The following is a 17,998-nucleotide window of genomic DNA, read 5'->3' on the forward strand; positions in this document are numbered from 1 at the left end:
AGAGGAATGTCATGGATGAGAGAAGAATCAATTGAGATGGTGGTGGGAGAAGGATTCGAACCTTCGAAGTCTGTGACGGCAGATTTACAGTCTGCTCCCTTTGGCCGCTCGGGAACCCCACCTAACGATTAAGCCACACCTGTTAAAGTGTGGCCGGATAATAGCAAACTGAGTTAATGAGTAAAGCGATAATCATTTATTTTCAATCGTTTGCTATGTTTTTGTGCGAATAGTGTTTTAATTATAATCAGTGTATGGAAACTAAAGTATAATTGTACGATTTCCATACACAAACACACGTTGAGCAAGGACTTTGTCTACGGCGCGACTTAACACGTTTTTCTCCACATCTCTCCCCGCGCGAATCATCTCTTCTGCACTGTAGCTATGATCGATGTTTATCACATCTTGCATGATGATGGGCCCTTCATCTAAATTATCATTTACGTAGTGGGCCGTTGCACCGATCAGTTTCACGCCACGTTCATAGGCTTGATGATAAGGACGTGCACCGATAAAGGCGGGTAGGAATGAATGGTGAATATTGATAATTTGATTAGGGAATCGCTTAACAAACCCAGGGGTTAAGACACGCATATATTTGGCTAATACCACATAATCCGGCTGATACTGATCAATACAGTCGGCCATTTGTGTATCGTGGGCTTCGCGGGTGAGTCCGTCATGGCTAACATGAATAAAAGGAATATCAAAGCGTTCAACCAGTGACTGTAATGTATTGTGATTACCAATTACGGCCGCAATCTCAACGTCTAGCCCTCCAAAAGCACTTTTCATAAGCAGATCACCGAGGCAATGTGCTTCACGTGTCACCATAATCACAATGCGGCGGCGTCCAGCAGCATGAAGTTCACGCAATGATCCGCTGGGTAATGCGCCATCAAGGTCGGCTAACAGGGTAGCGTCATTAAAGATCCCTTCCAGTTCTGTACGCATAAAGAAGCGGCCAGTGCGGTGATCAACAAATTCGTTATTTTGAACGATATTTAATTCATGCTTGTAACAAATATTCGTGATCTTTGCGATCAGTCCTTTCGCATCTGGACAGATAGTACGCAGTATTTTTCGTTCGATGTTTTTTGCTAACATTAAGGCTGATCCTGTGTTGCATCGTAGTGCAAGTGCTATAACTCGACGTTAATTCGCACAGCATTTTTTGAATTTTTTTTGTGAGCCACAAGGGCAAGTATCATTACGCCCCGGTATTTTATGAACCCCGTCAATATAATACCAGTGATTATTTTCACGGATAAAGCGTGAGGTTTCATAAATCCAAGCACGTTGTTGCCCAGTGATATAGCGGGCAAAAAAAGTCACATAGGCTTCATCTGCGCCTTTGCCTTGATGGCTGCTATTAACTGATAATCCCAGCCACTGTGTTGAATCACTGTCTTGCTCGAGCAATGCCGCGAGATTTTCAGGGCGAGTTGTTGAGTGCCAAGTATTCACGATATAGCGAACGTTCGACTGCGAATAGGCAGTGTAGCGTGAGCGCATCAATTGTTCGGCGGTTGAAGCATGACGCTCTCCTTTTAAAAAAGGGTGGCAACATTGTTCAAAAGGCTCAAGGCTTCCACAGGGACACGGCATTAAGTGCACAATATTTCCTCAAAAAGTACGTTGGCGCATAGTAATCATTCTTATTTCGCTATCATTGACTAACGCGCCAAGAAAGTTCAGCTATACTAGTTACAATTTTTTTAAAGCTGCCTTCATTCCTCTCACGACGAAGAATAAAGGGAGTCTGTAGTATAAATGAAAGTACAGGTAGATAAGCGTGGAAAATTTTTTAGCTGATAAGGTTGTAGTCATCATTGACGATGACCCTCTCTGTGATGCTGTACTGGCAGAGTTCTTAGGCTATGCTGGTGCAAAGGTTATTCAAACAAACAGTGGGGAAGAGGGTCTAGATCTCGTTGATCAACATGAGGTCACTCTGATCATATGCGGTCTTAACCTATTAGATATTCCAGCCGTTCCCCTTATTAGGCAATTACACGAATTAACGATCCAAACGCCGATTATCGCGCTAACCGATACACACGATGTGAATCTCATTGCTGCAGTCATGAGGGCAGGCGTTTATGATGTCATCTTAAAACCACTCACCGATGTTAGTGCATTAAAAGCGCTCATTCTTGAGGCGGTTTATCCAGATATGTTTACTTCTAGTGTTGATGAAAGCGATAAGTTACAAGAAGAATGGAATCATCTTATGACTTATCCCGAAGAGTCATTCGCACTACTCAGAAATCTACAACCCCCAGCACATTTGAAAGTCGCTGGTTGCCACGTTGGTTATCGACAACTCAATACCAGCGAGAATAATGGTTTAATTATTGATATCGCAGAGTTATCTGAGCATGAATTTGGGTTTTATATTTTTGATGCGGAGTGGGTAGGAGAATACGGTGCCGTCGCCGCCTTGCTACTTCGTGCATTTTTTAATGATTTACTTAAGCAGCAGATTGCTGCACAGCCTGATAAGCTCCCCGCCTTGAATTCAGTTCTTCATGATATTCAACAGTTACTAAAAAAATCTGGATTACAAGCGGAGTACCCTCTAGTTATTGGTTACTATAATCGTCTTCGTGAGCATCTTTTAATCGTCAACAACGGATTATCATGCGTTATTCATCATGGACAACAGCATACTCTGATAAATAAAGATAATGCATTAGGACGTTATTACCATGATATTAGCGAAGAACAACGTTTGGTGTTAAACAGCGGTGAATGTGAAGTGTGGAATGGGCCAAGAAAACTATGGCTACGATTTCATTAATGTTTAGTGCCAAGGAATAGTGTTGATTCGCTAAAGTATTTTTATTTTTCTGGATATTTCTTAATATAAGTTATGCTAGTATCTGATTTCTTCAAAGGATATCTTGGCTAAACGCCAAATTAATGAGGTTTTTTTGATGTCTGCTCACGTTTCTAAAATTAGAAAAGCTGTAATTCCTGTTGCCGGTTTAGGGACACGGATGCTACCTGCAACCAAAGCTATCCCCAAAGAGATGTTGCCTTTGGTCGATAAGCCACTGATTCAATATGTGGTTAACGAGTGTATTGCAGCGGGCATTAATGAAATTGTGTTAGTGACTCATTCATCTAAAAATTCGATTGAAAACCACTTTGATACCAGCTTTGAACTGGAAGCGATGCTGGAGAAACGTGTTAAGCGTCAACTTTTAGACGAAGTACAGAGCATTTGTCCGCCTCACGTGACCATCATGCAAGTTCGTCAAGGTGAAGCGAAAGGGTTAGGTCACGCAGTGATGTGTGCACATCCAGTGGTAGGCGATGAGCCTTTTGCGGTTATCCTCCCTGACGTTATTATTGACGAGTACGAATCTAATCCGCAGAAAGATAACTTAGCAGAAATGTTATCTCGCTTTGAAGCAACAGGTCATAGCCAAATCATGGTTGAACCGGTTGAAGACGTGACGGCTTATGGTGTCGTAGATTGCCAAGGTGCGACATTACAACCGGGTGATAGTGCACCAATGGTGGGTGTTGTCGAGAAACCTAAGGCATCTGAATCGCCGTCTAACCTTGCGGTTGTGGGACGTTATGTCCTCTCTGCAGACATTTGGCCATTACTTGCTAAGACTCCTGCTGGTGCTGGTGGTGAGATTCAATTGACTGATTCTATCGCGATGATGATGGAAAAAGAGACTGTTGAAGCCTATCATCTGAAAGGTGTGAGTCATGACTGCGGGAACAAGCTTGGCTATATGCAGGCATTTGTTGAATATGGCATTCGTCACCCTGTACTTGGTGAAGACTTCAAAGCTTGGTTAGCGAATAACGTTAAATAAGTATCTAGAGACCGCCACATTGTTGGCGGTTTTTTTAATCTGTAATTAAAAAACTCTCCAACGTATCTCCTTGTGATAAAGCACGCTGAATCACCACTGGCGTACGCCCTTGGCCGGTCCATGTCTGAATATGACCTGACTGATCAGTATATTGGTATTTTGCTGGTCGCTTACGGCGTGGATTCTTTTTAGCATCTACCTCAGGGCCCTCAGCCATTAGTTCACTAATATCCACACCTTCGGATAACATCATTTCTCGAATTTTATCGAGTTTTTTAGCATGTTCCGCGGCCTGAGCCCCCTCACTGACTGATTCTTCACGATGCTCTTCAACAATTGCCGTGAATTTATCTAAAATGTCATTGAGGGTTTCGACTGAAAAATTGCGCGCTTCAGCACGCAGATGACGGAGGCTGGTCAGAGTGAGTAGTTGATTACTCATAAAAAATTCTCATTTGGAAATTTAATTAGTAATTTTTATAGTATTATCTAAACTTAATCTTTTGCAATGGATTCAGGCTAAAAACCGCATTTATTTGTCTTTCTATTTCTCTCACACCTCCCACTATTCTCTATGGTATCATCGGAATTTCCTTCTTTGATGAGTATATCCAGTGGCGCAGCTCTATTTTTACTATTCGGCGATGAATGCAGGTAAATCGACCTCTTTACTACAGTCCTCTTACAACTATCAGGAAAGAGGAATGCATACGTTGATTTTTACTGCTGAGATTGATGACCGTTATGGGAAAGGCCGGGTTGCTTCTCGTATTGGGTTATCGAGTAGTGCTGCGCTGTTTAATAAAAATACGGACTTGCTCAATGAGATTGATATTGCCCATATCGCCCAGCCCTTAGACTGTATTTTACTGGACGAATCGCAATTTCTGACACGCGAACAGGTAAAACAACTGACTTATGTGACGGATCATTTGGATATTCCCGTGCTTTGCTATGGCTTACGCACCGATTTTCGCGGCGAGTTATTTGAAGGAAGTACCTATCTACTGGCTTGGGCGGATAAGCTGGTGGAATTGAAAACAGTTTGTCATTGCGGACGAAAAGCCAATATGGTGTTGCGGTTAGATGCGCAGGGGCAACCTTTTCATGACGGAGCGCAAGTCGTTATTGGTGGCAATGAAACCTATATCTCTGTATGCCGTAAGCATTACTGGCAAGCCATTGAACAAGGGTGCCAACACGCGATATTCGGTCGCAGTGTCTGATTGGTGTGACGCCCTTATTTGGTGCAATGCCCCAAATAAGGGCGTCACTTTGGTTCACTGATTCATTTTACTAATCCTGCCATTTTAATTATTAATATTCGTTATGCTTTTCTGCCCATAATCATTCATTCTTATTTAAATATCTTTTCATCAGCTGACTATTCATATTTAATAACTCTCAGTGAAAAAATCTTTGGCACATATATTGCTTACAGATGTTTATAGGGTAAATATCCTATCGTCTAGTCGATGCTTTTATGTAAAAAGTGTTAATGGTGAACGATGAGCTATTTAACAGTGAGATATGTCACATTGAGTACAACATAGGCTAAACAATTAGCTGTTTATCGAGTAAGAATTTGTCAGTTATTTGTAATGATGATGTATTGGAAGCAGGATAGACAGGAATCAATACCGGGGACAACCCTATAACAATAAATAATAGCGTGTGGAGTCATAAAATGAATTTTCCTAAAAAAGTAATCGCCACATCAGTATTTCTCGCTCTAGCGGTGAGTGAATTTTCAGGGGCAGCCCAAGTTCCAGCCGGTGTTCAGCTGGCTGATAATCAGAGCTTGGTCAAAGGGAATGGCGGGGAAGTCCAATCTTTAGATCCGCATAAAATTGAAGGGGTACCGGAAAGTAATGTCAGTCATGACCTTTTTGAAGGCTTGGCTATCTCTGATCCTGAGGGGCATATCGTTCCGGGCGTAGCAGAAAGTTGGGAACAGAAAGACAATAAAATATGGACATTTCATTTACGCAAAGATGCGAAGTGGTCGAACGGTCAACCCGTCACTGCACAAGATTTTGTTTATAGCTGGCAACGTTTAGCTGATCCTAAAACAGCCTCTCCTTACGCTAGCTTCTTACAATATGGTCATGTTGAGAATATCGACGCTATTATCGCCGGTAAACTCTCAACGGATAAACTTGGGGTGAAGGCGCTTGATGCACAAACACTGCAAGTCACTCTTTCTGATGCGACTCCTTATTTTTATAAGTTGACCATTTATCCCGCTATGTCCCCGGTCTATGCACCCGCGATTAAAGCTTATGGGGACCAATGGACATCTCCTACACATTGGGTGGGTAATGGCGCTTATACCTTAGCCAGTCACACTGTTAACGAAAGTATTGTAGTGGTACGTAACAAGAATTATTGGGATAACGCACATACCGTTATCAATAAGGTGACCTTTTTACCTATCTCGTCAGAAGTCAATGATGTCAATCGATACTTCTCTGATAACGGTAGTGATATGACGTATAATAATTTACCTATTGAATTATTTAAGAAATTACAAAAAAATAATCCAAAAGAATTACATGTCGATCCTTATCTTTGTACCTATTACTACGAAATTAATAATCAAAAAGCCCCCTTCAATGATGTGCGAGTGAGAACAGCACTTAAATTAGGCTTAGATCGTGATCTCATTGTTGATAAGGTATTGGCGCAAGGGCAAAAACCGGCCTACAGCTACACTAATCCAGCCACAGATGGAGTCGATATCGCCAAACCAGAATGGTTTACTTGGAGCCAAGAGAAACGCAATGAAGAGGCGAAAAAACTTCTGCAAGAAGCGGGATATGGCCCTAATCATCCTTTACAGTTCTCATTGCTTTATAATACCTCTGATTTGCATAAGAAATTGGCGATTGCTGCTGCCGCAATCTGGAAAAAGAATATTGGTGTGAATGTGACTCTTGTTAATGAAGAGTGGAAGACCTATATCGATTCTCGCCATCAAGGGAGTTTTGATATTGCACGGGCTGGATGGTGTGCCGATTATAATGAACCGAGCTCTTTCCTCGATGCGATGTTATCCAATAGCTCAAACAACACATCATTCTTTAAAAATGCTGAGTTTGATAAGGTGATAGCAGACAGTGTTAAAGCCAATGATGAAGCCAGCCGGAGCGCTGATTATCGTCAAGCAGAACAAATACTGGATCAACAATCTGCGGATATTCCCGTTTTCTATTATGCCAATACCCGTTTAGTGAAACCTTACGTGGGTGGCTATACCGGTAAAGATCCTCTCGATAACGTTTACGATAAAAATCTTTATATTATTAAGCACTAATTTTACAGGCGGTGCCGGCGCGAAAGCGTCGGTATAAATCGTTCTTACACTGCCTGATAGGTGAAGCAATGTTTAAATTTATTCTACGTCGATGCTTAGAAGCTATTCCGACTCTTTTTATTCTGATCACAATCTCCTTTTTCATGATGCGTCTCGCACCCGGTAGCCCTTTTACCAGTGAGAGAAGCTTATCGCCAGAAATCATGGCCAATATCGAAGCGAAGTATCATCTGAATGAACCGATAGGTCAGCAGTATTTTGATTATCTGGTGCAGTTAGCGCATGGCGATTTTGGGCCATCGTTTAAATATAAAGATTTTTCGGTGAATTACCTAGTCGGCCAAGCATTCCCGGTATCTGCAAAACTTGGCCTTATTGCCTTTATTTTTGCGCTGGTCGTGGGGGTTATTGCCGGAATTATTGCGGCCTTAAAACAAAACAGTTGGATTGATTATACCGTAATGGGAATTGCTATGACCGGAGTCGTTATTCCCAGTTTTGTGGTTGCACCTCTACTGGTCATGTTATTTGCCATTTTATTAAAATGGCTACCGGGGGGAGGCTGGAATGGTGGCCAATGGCAATACGTTTTACTCCCCATGTTGGCGCTTTCGCTAACTTATATTGCGAGTATTGCACGCATTATGCGCGGTTCAATGATAGAGGTCATGCACTCTAATTATATTCGCACGGCACGTGCCAAAGGACTTCCTGTCTCACGTATCGTATTACGTCATGCATTACGTCCTGCATTATTACCGGTTATTTCCTACATGGGTCCTGCATTTGTTGGAATTATTACTGGGTCAATGGTCATTGAATCCATATTTGGATTACCCGGTATTGGGCAGCTATTTGTTAATGGTGCGTTGAACCGAGATTATTCGCTGGTCATGAGCCTGACTATTTTAGTCGGTGTATTAACGATTGTGTTCAATGCGATTGTTGATGTGCTTTATGCCGTCATTGATCCTAAAATTCGCTATTAAGCCGGAGTTTTGCATGTTAGCAAGTAAAAAAAATAGCCAGGCGGTTGAAGCATTCACCGAACAGCTGGAAATAGAAGGGCGCAGTCTATGGCAGGATGCTCGTCGCCGTTTTATTCATAATCGTGCAGCATTGTTGAGTCTAGTCGTTCTATTACTGATCGTAGTGTTTGTCATTTTTGCACCGTTATTATCTTCGTTTGCTTATGATGATACCGACTGGTCGATGATGTCAGCCGCGCCTGATTTTGCTACCAAACACTTTTTTGGTACGGACTCTTCAGGACGTGATTTATTAGTTCGTGTTGCGATAGGTGGCAGAATTTCATTAATGGTTGGGGTGGCTTCGGCTATTATTGCGGTAATCGTCGGCACTTTATATGGGTCATTAGCAGGCTATTTAGGTGGTAAAGTCGATGCGATAATGATGAGAACTTTAGAAATTCTTAACTCTTTTCCGTTTATGTTTTTCGTCATTTTACTGGTTACCTTTTTTGGTCGTAATATTTTATTAATATTCGTCGCAATAGGGATGGTGTCATGGCTGGACATGGCGCGGATCGTGCGTGGACAAACGCTTGGACTCAAACGTAAAGAGTTTATTGAAGCCGCTCAAGTGGGCGGAGTTTCTACGATCAAAATTGTAGTACGACACATTGTCCCCAATGTCCTCGGTGTTGTCGTTGTTTATGCTTCATTGCTTGTTCCCACAATGATCTTGTTTGAATCTTTCTTAAGCTTTCTTGGTCTTGGAACGCAAGAGCCGCTGAGTAGTTGGGGAGCGTTATTGAGTGATGGCGCAAACTCCATGGAAGTTTCTCCGTGGTTACTCCTTTTTCCTGCGGGATTTTTGGTGGTGACTTTATTTTGTTTTAACTTTATCGGCGATGGCTTACGCGATGCGCTCGATCCTAAAGACCGCTAGGAGCGATAATGACTTCATCTACTCAGCATCCACTATTGCTTGATGTTAACGATTTACGTGTCACGTTTAGTACACATGATGGTGATGTGACGGCCGTCAATGATCTCAATTTTTCACTCAAACCCGGTGAAACATTGGGAATTGTTGGTGAGTCAGGTTCTGGAAAATCGCAAACAGCCTTCGCGCTAATGGGGTTATTGGCTAAAAATGGGCGCATCAGCGGCTCAGCACGATTTAATGGGCAGGAAATTCTCAATCTCCCTGAGGCACAATTAAATAAATTACGGGCTGAAGAAGTGGCAATGATCTTTCAAGACCCAATGACTTCACTCAATCCTTATATGAAAGTGGGTGATCAACTCATTGAAGTATTACGTCTTCATAAAGGATTGAGTAAAAAAGACGCCTACCATCAGTCTTTACAGATGCTTGATGCGGTAAAAATGCCGGAGGCTCAAAAGCGTATGGCGATGTACCCGCATGAATTTTCAGGCGGTATGCGTCAGCGCGTAATGATTGCAATAGCCTTATTGTGCCGTCCAAAGTTATTAATAGCCGACGAACCGACTACCGCGTTGGATGTGACAGTACAAGCACAAATCATGACGCTACTAAATGAGCTTAAGCATGACTTTAATACCTCAATCATCATGATTACGCATGATCTCGGAGTGGTTGCCGGGATCTGCGATAAAGTGTTAGTGATGTATGCCGGTCGGACGATGGAATATGGTAGCGCCCGCGATATTTTCTATCAGCCTGTCCACCCATACACACAAGGTTTACTCAACGCAGTACCGCGGCTTGATAGTGATAATGATGCTTTACTGACCATTCCCGGTAATCCACCTAATTTATTGCGCCTGCCTAAGGGGTGTCCCTTCCAGCCGCGCTGCGCTTTTGCGACAGAGCTCTGCCAACATGCTCCGCGACTTGAAGCCTTTGCAGCAGGACGCTTACGCGCTTGTCATCACCCTCTGGAGGTTGCACGATGAACGATATCGCGCCACAAGACAGGAAAGTTCTATTAGAACTTACTGATTTACGTGTTCATTTCGATGTTAAAGAGAGTAAGCAGTGGTTCTGGCAGCCAAATAAAAGCCTTAAGGCGGTTGATGGTGTCAGCTTACGTTTATATGAAGGTGAGACCCTAGGTGTTGTTGGGGAGTCTGGGTGTGGTAAATCCACCCTTGCTCGTGCCATTATCGGATTGGTAAAAGCGAAAAGTGGCCGTGTCACGTGGTTAGGGCGGGACTTACTAGGGCAGGATGAAAAGGCTTGGCGGGAAGCTCGTAGTGATATCCAGATGATTTTCCAGGATCCACTTGCTTCACTCAATCCTCGGATGACGGTGGGTGATATTATTGCCGAACCATTAAGAACCTATTATCCCAAAATGACGAAGCAGGAAATCAGTGAGAAAGTCCGCGCGATGATGATGAAGGTCGGTTTGCTTCCTAACTTGATCAACCGCTATCCTCATGAGTTTTCCGGTGGACAGTGCCAGCGTATTGGGATAGCTCGCGCGCTAATCTTAGAACCAAAATTAGTGATTTGTGATGAACCTGTCTCTGCATTGGATGTATCAATTCAGGCACAGGTCGTCAATTTACTGCAAAAATTACAGCGTGAAATGGGGCTGTCATTAATTTTTATCGCGCATGATTTAGCGGTAGTAAAGCATATTTCTGATCGTGTTTTGGTGATGTATTTAGGTCATGCGGTAGAATTAGGAACGTATGATCATGTGTACCATCAACCTTTACATCCTTATACTCAAGCACTTATGTCGGCAGTACCCATTCCTGATCCCGACAAGGAGAGGGTAAAGGAAATACAACTGCTTGAAGGTGACCTTCCTTCGCCGATTAACCCGCCAACAGGGTGTGTATTCCGTACACGTTGTCCGCAGGCTGTCGCGGAATGTGCTCAGACACGACCGGTACTGGAAGGGAGTTTTCGTCACGCGGTGTCTTGTTTAAAAATCGATCCGCTCTAAACGTTAACGCCCTAGTACTGTGCTAGGGCGTTAAAGACAATTAATAAAGACCTATTCTCGCCATAAGATATGGCAAAGTTTATGGTCTTTTTCTCTACAAAGTAAGATTCGGGCAAAAACATCGGTGATGGGTGAATCTTCGTCTTCACCTAAGCCAATAACCACCTCTGCAAAGAAGTCAGGGTTTAAATCAAAATCGACATGTTCTTCCCAATCAGCAGAAGGGTCATAAAGCTCAGCGCCACCCCGAGATTCAAACTGTAGATTGAACAGAATGGTATCAGCCGGATCTAAATTATCAGGCGCTAGCTCCAAGAAAATATCATAGGCTTGTTCGAGGGTTTCATCTTCGGTAAGGCGGTTGTTTAAATCCATAAGTAACCTAGTTATTTTCAGTTTTCAGTACAGTAAAACGCTGTTTTACAATAATGGACTTAAGAAGTAAAACAATCGTTCGATAATTCGTTTCCAATAGGGGCGATGGAGCCAAGATTCTTGAGTCATCAGGGTTGACCGGGCAATATAATCGCGCTGTACACAATCTAAGTCATTACCGAAGTCAGCATCATCAATCGCGAGGGTAATTTCAAAATTTAACCACAAACTTCGCATATCTAAATTGACGGTCCCCACTAGACTGAGTTCGCCATCAATCAATACACTTTTTGTATGTAATAAGTCATCTTCAAATAGATAAATATTGACCCCTGCCTCAAGTAATTCTGCAAAAAATGCGCGACTTGCCCAGCCAACTAGCATCGAGTCATTCTTTTTGGGAACGATTAAGCTGACTTCAACGCCACGCAGTGCAGCAGTACAAATGGCATGCAAAAGATCATCGCTTGGAACGAAATAGGGGGTCGTCATGATCAAGCTCTTACGTGCAGCATAAATCGCAGTTAATAGCGCTTGATGGATGAGATCTTCGGGAAAACCAGGCCCTGAAGCGATGACATGAATAGTGTGACCCGACGCTTGTTCAAAGGGCATACTGACGCGTTCAGGAAGAGGAGGAAGAACCCTTTGGCCGGTTTCAATTTCCCAATCACACGAATAGACAATACCTAATGTGGTTGCAACAGGACCCTCCATTCGAGCCATCAAATCGACCCACTGGCCAACGCCTGCATCTTGTTTAAAGAAGCGTGGATCGACCATATTCATACTACCGGTATAAGCAATGGCGTTATCAATCAGGACAATTTTTCTGTGTTGACGCAGGTCTAAACGGCGTAAAAAAAAGCGGAAAATATTGACGGGTAGCGCCTGTACTACTTCAATTCCTGCATGGCGCATTCGCTCAGGCCAAGCACTTTTGAAAAATTGTCGACTGCCCGCACAATCTAGTAATAACCGACAGGTTACGCCCCGCCGTGCCGCTGAAATAAGTGCATTAGCGACAAGATCGCTATTACCACCGGGCTGCCAAATATAGAAAACCATTTCAATCGTATGATGGGCAAGATGAATATCACGGACTAAAGCAGTCATTACATCTTGTGAACAGGTTAGTAGTTGGAGTTGATTACCTTTGACACCTGGAATGCCTTGGCGATTTTCGCACAGTTGAAATAAGCTACGTGCTACGTCACTGGTATGGCTGGTGAAGATATGTTGATATGCTGTTAAGTCTTGAAGCCATTGAGCGGTAGCGGGCCACATACTGCGGGCGCGTTCTGCTCGTCGCCGACCAAGATAGAGTTCGCCAAAAGCGATGTAAGCAATAATACCGACTAAGGGGAGAAAAAAAATAATTAGTAGCCAGACCATAGATGAAGAGACGGTACGGCGTTTAATTAAAATTCTCAGCGTCACACTTGCAATTAAAAGCCAATAGCTAAAAAGAATGACACCATTTATTACGCCATAGAATGTCGCAGAGGTCATATACGTGACTAAGCTCCCAGAGAAAGGTGAGAATAGTGTACGTGGAGTACAACGAATGTAAACTACTTCTGGATATTCATTAAATTAGAGAATTAATGAAAAGGGGTGTTGAAATGAAAAGAAGTCGACATGAAGTGGCGCGTTGGCGAATGAAGCGTCAAAAAAGGGTAAAACAAATACGTTGGCTAGAAGCTCAATCTCGCCGTCATCGTCAACTACAGATTTTTCGTTGTCGTTTTGCTTCTGAGCGGAGACGCAGTATTTTATTTATCTCCGCTTAGGCTTGAGTTAGTCGGACGTAATCCGCTCAGAACACACGTTTGAAAGGACGAACCGTGACGGTTTGGTAAATGCCTGCAGCCACATAGGGATCATCATTGGCCCACATCTGCGCATCATCGAGTGAGGCAAACTCAGCAATAATGACTGAACCTGAAAACCCAGCATGACCCGTTTCTTCGCTATCTGCAATCGGCATAGGTCCAGCGACAACGAGGCGATCCTCATCTTTTAATATTTGTAAGCGAGCAAGGTGAGCGGCACGCACGGTGAGGCGTTTCTCAAGAGAATCTTTATTATCTTCTGCATAAATAACGTAAAGCACAGGGATACCTCTGTGGCTAAGGGTAAAGGATAAAAGTTACTGCAATATGAAGTCCGGTGCAATGAAATAAAAGCGCTTAAGGTGAATAGTTCCGAAGAGTAATAAAAACACTATTGAAACTGATTGCTATTTGCATTTAGAATAAGCGTAATCTGTTGAGCGAAGAACACTATGAGCAGTCTAACCGAAGAGTTACCAAAACGCGGATCGATCGCGACCATTGTTTCTATTGCCTTACACGGTGCGGTCATCACCGGACTATTGTACGCCTCAATAAATAATCACTTGCAACTGCCTCCTGTGCAGCAGGCGATTAATGTATCGCTCGTGGCGCCAGAAGTTCAACCGGAGTTGGCATCTAAAAGTACCCCCGTGGCACCAGAGCCAGTTTCCACACCCATCGAAACTCCGACCCCTCATGTCGAGCAACCGCCATTACAACAACAGGTTGCTATACCGGTTGAAAAGCCGAAACCTAAGCCAGTAAAAAAAGTTGTTCATAAGCCGGTGCATCAGGAAAAACCGAAACCTGAGGTCCATAAACCGATCGAAAAACCGGTTGAAAAGGCATCGACTCAGGCTGAGAGTCACCCGTTTGATCAGCAAAATATGCAGTCTCAAGCTCGGGCGCAAACGGCCCCGCAAAAATCGACCGATCAGCAAAAAAGTATTTCTGATGGAAAACCACAGCGCTTAACGACGGTTAATCCGGCTTATCCAGCACGGGCTTTAGCATTACATGTTGAAGGGAAAGTCCGTGTGAGGTTCGATGTGGACGGTAGTGGTTCGGTAGACAATATCGAAATTATTTCTGCTGAGCCAAGAGGGATGTTTGATCGCGAAGTCAAGCAAGCGTTAAAACGTTGGCGTTATGCGCCCGGACATCCAGCACAAGGACAAACCTTTACGATTATTTTTCGTATTGATGGTAGCTCGGCGATTGAATAGTCTAAAGAGTATGGTGTATTCACCATACTCTCTATGAGTTGATTAGTGGGGGTGTGCTTGAGCATTACCCGGCAGCGGGCGGGGCTTTCCTTGCTGATCGACCGCCACGTATATGAAGACGGCTTCGGTTGTGCAATAGCGTTGGCCGATAGGTTCAGAAGAAACTTTTTTGATCCATACCTCAACATTGATGGTAATTGAGCTGTTGCCGGTTTTGATGCAACGTGCATAACAGCTAACGACATCGCCAACGGTAACGGGTTTTAAAAATGTCATACCATCGACGCGTACAGTAACAACGCGACCTTCAGCAATCTCTTTTGCCAAAATTGCGCCGCCCATATCCATTTGCGACATGACCCATCCACCGAAAATATCACCATTAGCATTGGTATCTGCAGGCATCGCTAAGGTACGTAGTACCATTTCACCCTGCGGGCTCCGTGCTGTGTCGGTCATCGCTGTGCTCCCCAGTATGTTAATTTTTTTATAATGAGAGGTTATTTTTCGGTTTGTGGTGTGTGACGCCAAATATATAGCCCATTCACTAACGTAAAGACAATAGTCAAAATGGTCAGCCCGAACATTTTAAAATTGACCCATACCGATTCTGGTAACCAAAAAGCAACATAAATATTGAGTAAGCCACAAAAAATAAAGAATAGCACCCATGCATAAGTGAGCTTACGCCAGAGTACGTCAGGCAATTGCAGATCTTTGCCTAACATTGATTGAATAATGGGTTTTTGCATAAAAAACTGGCTATACAGCAGCGCCAAAGCAAAGAAACCATAGATGGCAGTGACTTTCCACTTTATAAATTCGTTATTATGAAAAATTAGGGTCAGGGAGCCGAATAGGGTGACTAAAATAAAGGTAACCCAAGTCATTTTCTCAATTTTACGATAAATGAACCACGTTGCGATGACGGCAAGCGCTGAAGCGACGATCAATGCGCCAGAAGCTACGAAAATATCGTAAAGTTTATAGCAAATATAGAAAACGACTAAGGGTAAAAAATCGAGCAATTGTTTCATTATCATATCCTAAAGCAGCCTAAAAATTAGGCTGCAAGTGCATTAACGAATCTGTGCGGTCACACGATAAAGGTAAATCAGTAAAAGTGCTGAGGACAGATGTGCCAACAAATTACTGATCAAAAGAATCGTGCTCGCAGGCATTAATCCGAAACCACCGAAAATAAAGGTTAATGCGACTCTTACTGCAAACCAAGCAATGACAGCGGGCGCGATAAGCCGCATATGCTTCCAGACTAAAGGCACACTTTGTTTCATGGTTTTGATCAGACCGCGATCGTTCTCAAGAAGTAATACAGGCGAGAGTGAAAACAGTATCATCAATATCACGCCGGGGACGATCAACACATAAAAACCAAGTTGTACAATCAACGTCAAAAGAAATGTTTGGATTAATAATCGTGGCCAAACAGGTGCGCTTGCACCGATCGCTCGAAGGGCGCTGAGTGATTTTCCTTGGGCACTGGCAGCCAGATATTTGAGTACCCCTCCCACTAACAATGTATTACCAATTAACGCCGAGAAGGTCATTATGCCAGAGATATGCATCAAGAGATTACGCTGATCGTCGCTCATATCCTTCAATAAGGTGAAGAGTGACTCTGCGCTTTCACCATTTTGTATAAAGTCGCTTAAGGGATCAGTCGATGGAAGGAATATCTTCAGTAAGATAACGGTAACAAAGGCAGAGAGCAGTGAAATCAATATCAACGGTTTGAAATGCTGCTTAAACTGACTGGCTGCATCACGGTAAAGTTGATTGGCCGTGAGGGACATGAAAACTCCTTGATGTATAGGAAAAACTTTCGGCAATTATACATGGTTAATGCCATAACTGGCACAGGACTTACAGAACTTTCTATTAGACTCAAAAATTGACATGCTTGTGTAACAAAAAATTTCTATGCTTTCAAGGTGAAAAACAAAACAACTCTAAAATTGATCCTAATCAATTCATTGTGTTATATACATTGATTGTCGAATTATTCGCATGAAATCTATCGATAATCGAGCAACAATATACATAATAATTATAGTCAATTACGTTTTGTAACGTTTATTTTATAATTCCGGGAGTTTTTATGAAACTACGCAACATTGTTCTATCTTTAGCCTTAATTTGTCCTGCTGTCGCCTCTGCGCATCAAGCGGGTGACTTTTTTATTCGTGGTGGTGCAGCCTTAGTACGCCCAACAGGTAATTCTGATAATGTCTTAGGTCTAGGCTCGTTTAATGTTAGCAATAATACCCAATTAGGCTTGACCTTCACCTACATGGCAACCGACCATATCGGGGTAGAGTTGCTAGCTGCTACACCTTTTCGTCATAAAGTAGGCTTACGTTCAACCGGAACTATTGCAACCGTCCATCAGTTGCCTCCTACGCTAATGGCACAGTACTACTTCCTAGACAATAGTTCTAAGCTGCAACCGTACGTAGGGGCAGGTCTTAATTATACAACCTTCTTCGATAATAAATTTACTCACACCGGTCGCGAAGCTGGACTGTCCAATCTACGAGTGAAAGACTCTTGGGGCTACGCGGCGCAAGCGGGTATGGATTATCAGTTGACGGATAATTGGATGTTAAACGCTTCTGTCTGGTATATGGATATCAAGACTAAAGTCCGCTTTAATACTGGAAGTGATACTCACTCTATCGATACAAAAGTTAATCCTGTTGTATTCTTCTTGGGCGCCGGTTATCGTTTCTAATCAATACGAAAAGGCCTTATTGATATAAGGCCGATCCGTTAAGATAAAATGATCAGCTACATGACCCTGACGTTCTGCAAAAATCTGTAATCCTTCAAGGTTACGGATTTTTTTATACTTCTCAATCCAGTCCTCGATATTGTTCGTCGTGTTACGCCTCAGTCACTCTCAACGTTTTTTGTTCGTTTTTTTATGAGCCTATTTGTCTCGCTGATAGAGCCGCAAAAAAAGAGGCCGCAACGTTGTGCGTTGCGGCCTCTTTTAGCATCTTCACTGCTCGGTATTACGTATTAACGGCTTTTGTTATCATTTGATTTGCATATCGTTCACGACATACCGTACTCCAGGTACCGTACGTGTGACATTGATAGCTTTTTGAGCCATTAGTGCAGAACCCACAAAGCCACTGAGTTGTACACGTCCTTTGAAGGTTTCAACATTAATTTCGGTTGAATTTAAATCTTTCTCACCGAGCAGTTTTGCTTTAACTTTGGTGGTCACTACGGTGTCATCGATGTAACCGCCTGTCCCTTCGTGAGTCGGCGTTGGTGCACAGCCCGCGAGTGATACGCCAAGAGTCGTGGCTAATAAAGCACTTGTGATTAATTTTGCAAACTTCATTTGATGCCTCCCTGTTAACCCAAGATTAGATAGTGATCGTCTTAACAGCTCAAATTTAGCCTAATAATACAAAATCTACCAATAATTCTACTGAGTATCCTCGCCGAAACGAGGATAT

The 17,998-nt window shown here is 43.0% G+C and carries 21 protein-coding genes and 1 tRNA gene; 11 read left to right on the forward strand and 11 right to left on the reverse strand.

The genetic code is table 11. The features are described from left to right. Positions 1 to 37: 37 nt before the first annotated feature. The 3 genes from HGT73_RS02790 to HGT73_RS02800 all read right to left on the reverse strand — a co-directional run bounded on the left by HGT73_RS02790 (position 38) and on the right by HGT73_RS02800 (position 1,611). Positions 38 to 122 (reverse strand) — tRNA-Tyr (locus HGT73_RS02790). A gap of 139 nt (positions 123 to 261) precedes the next feature. After that, entirely contained in the window at positions 262 to 1,110 is an 849-nt protein-coding gene (gene purU / locus HGT73_RS02795; RefSeq protein WP_214212156.1) for a formyltetrahydrofolate deformylase, read from the reverse strand. Positions 1,111 to 1,158: 48 nt separating this feature from the next. Further along, complete coding sequence (locus HGT73_RS02800; protein WP_214212157.1) at positions 1,159 to 1,611, reverse strand: YchJ family protein; 453 nt, start codon at positions 1,609 to 1,611, stop codon at positions 1,159 to 1,161. 187 nt (positions 1,612 to 1,798) lie between these two features. Between HGT73_RS02800 and HGT73_RS02805 the strand changes: the two genes are divergently transcribed. Next, positions 1,799 to 2,806 (forward strand): response regulator, encoded by a 1,008-nt coding sequence (locus HGT73_RS02805; RefSeq protein WP_214212158.1) that lies wholly within the window; start codon positions 1,799 to 1,801, stop codon positions 2,804 to 2,806. 136 nt (positions 2,807 to 2,942) lie between these two features. Then, positions 2,943 to 3,842 (forward strand): UTP--glucose-1-phosphate uridylyltransferase GalU, encoded by a 900-nt coding sequence (galU, locus tag HGT73_RS02810; RefSeq protein WP_214212159.1) that lies wholly within the window; start codon positions 2,943 to 2,945, stop codon positions 3,840 to 3,842. A gap of 34 nt (positions 3,843 to 3,876) precedes the next feature. Here the strand turns inward: galU and HGT73_RS02815 are convergent, their stop codons facing one another. After that, the gene (locus HGT73_RS02815) at positions 3,877 to 4,284 is read right to left on the reverse strand and encodes an H-NS family histone-like protein (protein WP_214212160.1); all 408 of its coding nucleotides are present in this window, start codon (positions 4,282 to 4,284) and stop codon (positions 3,877 to 3,879) included. Between the two features lie 172 nt (positions 4,285 to 4,456). On the opposite strand from HGT73_RS02815, the gene HGT73_RS02820 reads away from it, so the two are divergent. From HGT73_RS02820 to oppF, 6 genes are all read left to right on the forward strand, one after another. Then, on the forward strand, positions 4,457 to 5,068 hold the full coding sequence (locus HGT73_RS02820) for a thymidine kinase (RefSeq protein WP_214212161.1): 612 nt from the start codon (positions 4,457 to 4,459) through the stop codon (positions 5,066 to 5,068). 461 nt (positions 5,069 to 5,529) lie between these two features. Continuing rightward, on the forward strand, positions 5,530 to 7,158 hold the full coding sequence (gene oppA, locus HGT73_RS02825; RefSeq protein ID WP_214212162.1) for an oligopeptide ABC transporter substrate-binding protein OppA: 1,629 nt from the start codon (positions 5,530 to 5,532) through the stop codon (positions 7,156 to 7,158). 68 nt (positions 7,159 to 7,226) lie between these two features. Continuing rightward, a complete protein-coding gene (gene oppB / locus HGT73_RS02830; protein WP_214212163.1) occupies positions 7,227 to 8,147 on the forward strand; it encodes an oligopeptide ABC transporter permease OppB in 921 nt (306 codons plus the stop codon). A 13-nt stretch (positions 8,148 to 8,160) separates the two neighbouring features. Beyond that, positions 8,161 to 9,069, forward strand: a complete 909-nt coding sequence (gene oppC / locus HGT73_RS02835; RefSeq protein ID WP_214212164.1) for an oligopeptide ABC transporter permease OppC — start codon at positions 8,161 to 8,163, stop codon at positions 9,067 to 9,069. An 8-nt stretch (positions 9,070 to 9,077) separates the two neighbouring features. Beyond that, positions 9,078 to 10,064 carry an ABC transporter ATP-binding protein gene (gene oppD / locus HGT73_RS02840; protein ID WP_214212165.1) on the forward strand — a complete coding sequence of 329 codons (987 nt, stop codon included), beginning with the start codon at positions 9,078 to 9,080 and terminating at the stop codon, positions 10,062 to 10,064. Continuing rightward, entirely contained in the window at positions 10,061 to 11,068 is a 1,008-nt protein-coding gene (gene oppF / locus HGT73_RS02845) for a murein tripeptide/oligopeptide ABC transporter ATP binding protein OppF (RefSeq protein WP_214212166.1), read from the forward strand. The genes oppD and oppF overlap by 4 nt, the downstream gene beginning before the upstream one ends. Positions 11,069 to 11,119: 51 nt before the next feature. Here oppF and HGT73_RS02850 read toward each other — a convergent pair whose 3' ends face one another. Together HGT73_RS02850 and cls are read right to left on the reverse strand one after the other, a co-directional pair. Continuing rightward, positions 11,120 to 11,443, reverse strand: coding sequence for an HI1450 family dsDNA-mimic protein (locus HGT73_RS02850; protein ID WP_214212167.1), 324 nt, complete (start codon positions 11,441 to 11,443; stop codon positions 11,120 to 11,122). A 45-nt stretch (positions 11,444 to 11,488) separates the two neighbouring features. Then, complete coding sequence (gene cls / locus HGT73_RS02855; protein WP_214212168.1) at positions 11,489 to 12,955, reverse strand: cardiolipin synthase; 1,467 nt, start codon at positions 12,953 to 12,955, stop codon at positions 11,489 to 11,491. 113 nt (positions 12,956 to 13,068) lie between these two features. Between cls and HGT73_RS02860 the strand changes: the two genes are divergently transcribed. Continuing rightward, positions 13,069 to 13,236 (forward strand): YciY family protein, encoded by a 168-nt coding sequence (locus tag HGT73_RS02860; protein WP_214212169.1) that lies wholly within the window; start codon positions 13,069 to 13,071, stop codon positions 13,234 to 13,236. 26 nt (positions 13,237 to 13,262) lie between these two features. Here the strand turns inward: HGT73_RS02860 and HGT73_RS02865 are convergent, their stop codons facing one another. Then, entirely contained in the window at positions 13,263 to 13,559 is a 297-nt protein-coding gene (locus HGT73_RS02865) for a YciI family protein (RefSeq protein ID WP_214212170.1), read from the reverse strand. Between the two features lie 171 nt (positions 13,560 to 13,730). On the opposite strand from HGT73_RS02865, the gene HGT73_RS02870 reads away from it, so the two are divergent. Next, the gene (locus tag HGT73_RS02870) at positions 13,731 to 14,507 is read left to right on the forward strand and encodes an energy transducer TonB (protein WP_214212171.1); all 777 of its coding nucleotides are present in this window, start codon (positions 13,731 to 13,733) and stop codon (positions 14,505 to 14,507) included. A gap of 42 nt (positions 14,508 to 14,549) precedes the next feature. Here the strand turns inward: HGT73_RS02870 and yciA are convergent, their stop codons facing one another. From yciA to HGT73_RS02885, 3 genes are read right to left on the reverse strand one after another with little or no spacing between them, the layout of a single operon-like run. Then, positions 14,550 to 14,966, reverse strand: coding sequence for an acyl-CoA thioester hydrolase YciA (gene yciA, locus HGT73_RS02875; RefSeq protein WP_214212172.1), 417 nt, complete (start codon positions 14,964 to 14,966; stop codon positions 14,550 to 14,552). Positions 14,967 to 15,007: 41 nt separating this feature from the next. Beyond that, positions 15,008 to 15,544 (reverse strand): septation protein A, encoded by a 537-nt coding sequence (locus HGT73_RS02880; protein ID WP_214212173.1) that lies wholly within the window; start codon positions 15,542 to 15,544, stop codon positions 15,008 to 15,010. Between the two features lie 42 nt (positions 15,545 to 15,586). Then, positions 15,587 to 16,321: a YciC family protein gene (locus HGT73_RS02885; RefSeq protein ID WP_214212174.1), complete on the reverse strand. Its 735-nt coding sequence runs from the start codon at positions 16,319 to 16,321 to the stop codon at positions 15,587 to 15,589. 305 nt (positions 16,322 to 16,626) lie between these two features. Between HGT73_RS02885 and ompW the strand changes: the two genes are divergently transcribed. Next, positions 16,627 to 17,259, forward strand: a complete 633-nt coding sequence (gene ompW / locus HGT73_RS02890) for an outer membrane protein OmpW (RefSeq protein ID WP_214212175.1) — start codon at positions 16,627 to 16,629, stop codon at positions 17,257 to 17,259. Between the two features lie 306 nt (positions 17,260 to 17,565). Here ompW and HGT73_RS02895 read toward each other — a convergent pair whose 3' ends face one another. After that, complete coding sequence (locus HGT73_RS02895; RefSeq protein WP_214212176.1) at positions 17,566 to 17,880, reverse strand: BON domain-containing protein; 315 nt, start codon at positions 17,878 to 17,880, stop codon at positions 17,566 to 17,568. Positions 17,881 to 17,998: the final 118 nt, after the last annotated feature.

This window comes from Rosenbergiella australiborealis, from assembly GCF_018494035.1.
GTDB classification, from domain to species: domain Bacteria; phylum Pseudomonadota; class Gammaproteobacteria; order Enterobacterales; family Enterobacteriaceae; genus Rosenbergiella; species Rosenbergiella australiborealis.

Coding starts and splice junctions, on each gene's coding strand:
- galU (WP_214212159.1), top strand. CDS start 2,943: ATGTCTGCTCACGTTTCTAAAATTAGAAAAGCTGTAATTCCTGTTGCC.
- HGT73_RS02895 (WP_214212176.1), bottom strand. CDS start 17,880: ATGAAGTTTGCAAAATTAATCACAAGTGCTTTATTAGCCACGACTCTT.
- purU (WP_214212156.1), bottom strand. CDS start 1,110: ATGTTAGCAAAAAACATCGAACGAAAAATACTGCGTACTATCTGTCCA.
- yciA (WP_214212172.1), bottom strand. CDS start 14,966: ATGACCGACACAGCACGGAGCCCGCAGGGTGAAATGGTACTACGTACC.
- oppB (WP_214212163.1), top strand. CDS start 7,227: ATGTTTAAATTTATTCTACGTCGATGCTTAGAAGCTATTCCGACTCTT.
- HGT73_RS02800 (WP_214212157.1), bottom strand. CDS start 1,611: ATGCCGTGTCCCTGTGGAAGCCTTGAGCCTTTTGAACAATGTTGCCAC.
- oppA (WP_214212162.1), top strand. CDS start 5,530: ATGAATTTTCCTAAAAAAGTAATCGCCACATCAGTATTTCTCGCTCTA.
- HGT73_RS02860 (WP_214212169.1), top strand. CDS start 13,069: ATGAAAAGAAGTCGACATGAAGTGGCGCGTTGGCGAATGAAGCGTCAA.
- HGT73_RS02880 (WP_214212173.1), bottom strand. CDS start 15,544: ATGAAACAATTGCTCGATTTTTTACCCTTAGTCGTTTTCTATATTTGC.
- HGT73_RS02885 (WP_214212174.1), bottom strand. CDS start 16,321: ATGTCCCTCACGGCCAATCAACTTTACCGTGATGCAGCCAGTCAGTTT.
- HGT73_RS02850 (WP_214212167.1), bottom strand. CDS start 11,443: ATGGATTTAAACAACCGCCTTACCGAAGATGAAACCCTCGAACAAGCC.
- HGT73_RS02815 (WP_214212160.1), bottom strand. CDS start 4,284: ATGAGTAATCAACTACTCACTCTGACCAGCCTCCGTCATCTGCGTGCT.
- oppC (WP_214212164.1), top strand. CDS start 8,161: ATGTTAGCAAGTAAAAAAAATAGCCAGGCGGTTGAAGCATTCACCGAA.
- cls (WP_214212168.1), bottom strand. CDS start 12,955: ATGACCTCTGCGACATTCTATGGCGTAATAAATGGTGTCATTCTTTTT.
- oppF (WP_214212166.1), top strand. CDS start 10,061: ATGAACGATATCGCGCCACAAGACAGGAAAGTTCTATTAGAACTTACT.
- HGT73_RS02870 (WP_214212171.1), top strand. CDS start 13,731: ATGAGCAGTCTAACCGAAGAGTTACCAAAACGCGGATCGATCGCGACC.
- ompW (WP_214212175.1), top strand. CDS start 16,627: ATGAAACTACGCAACATTGTTCTATCTTTAGCCTTAATTTGTCCTGCT.
- oppD (WP_214212165.1), top strand. CDS start 9,078: ATGACTTCATCTACTCAGCATCCACTATTGCTTGATGTTAACGATTTA.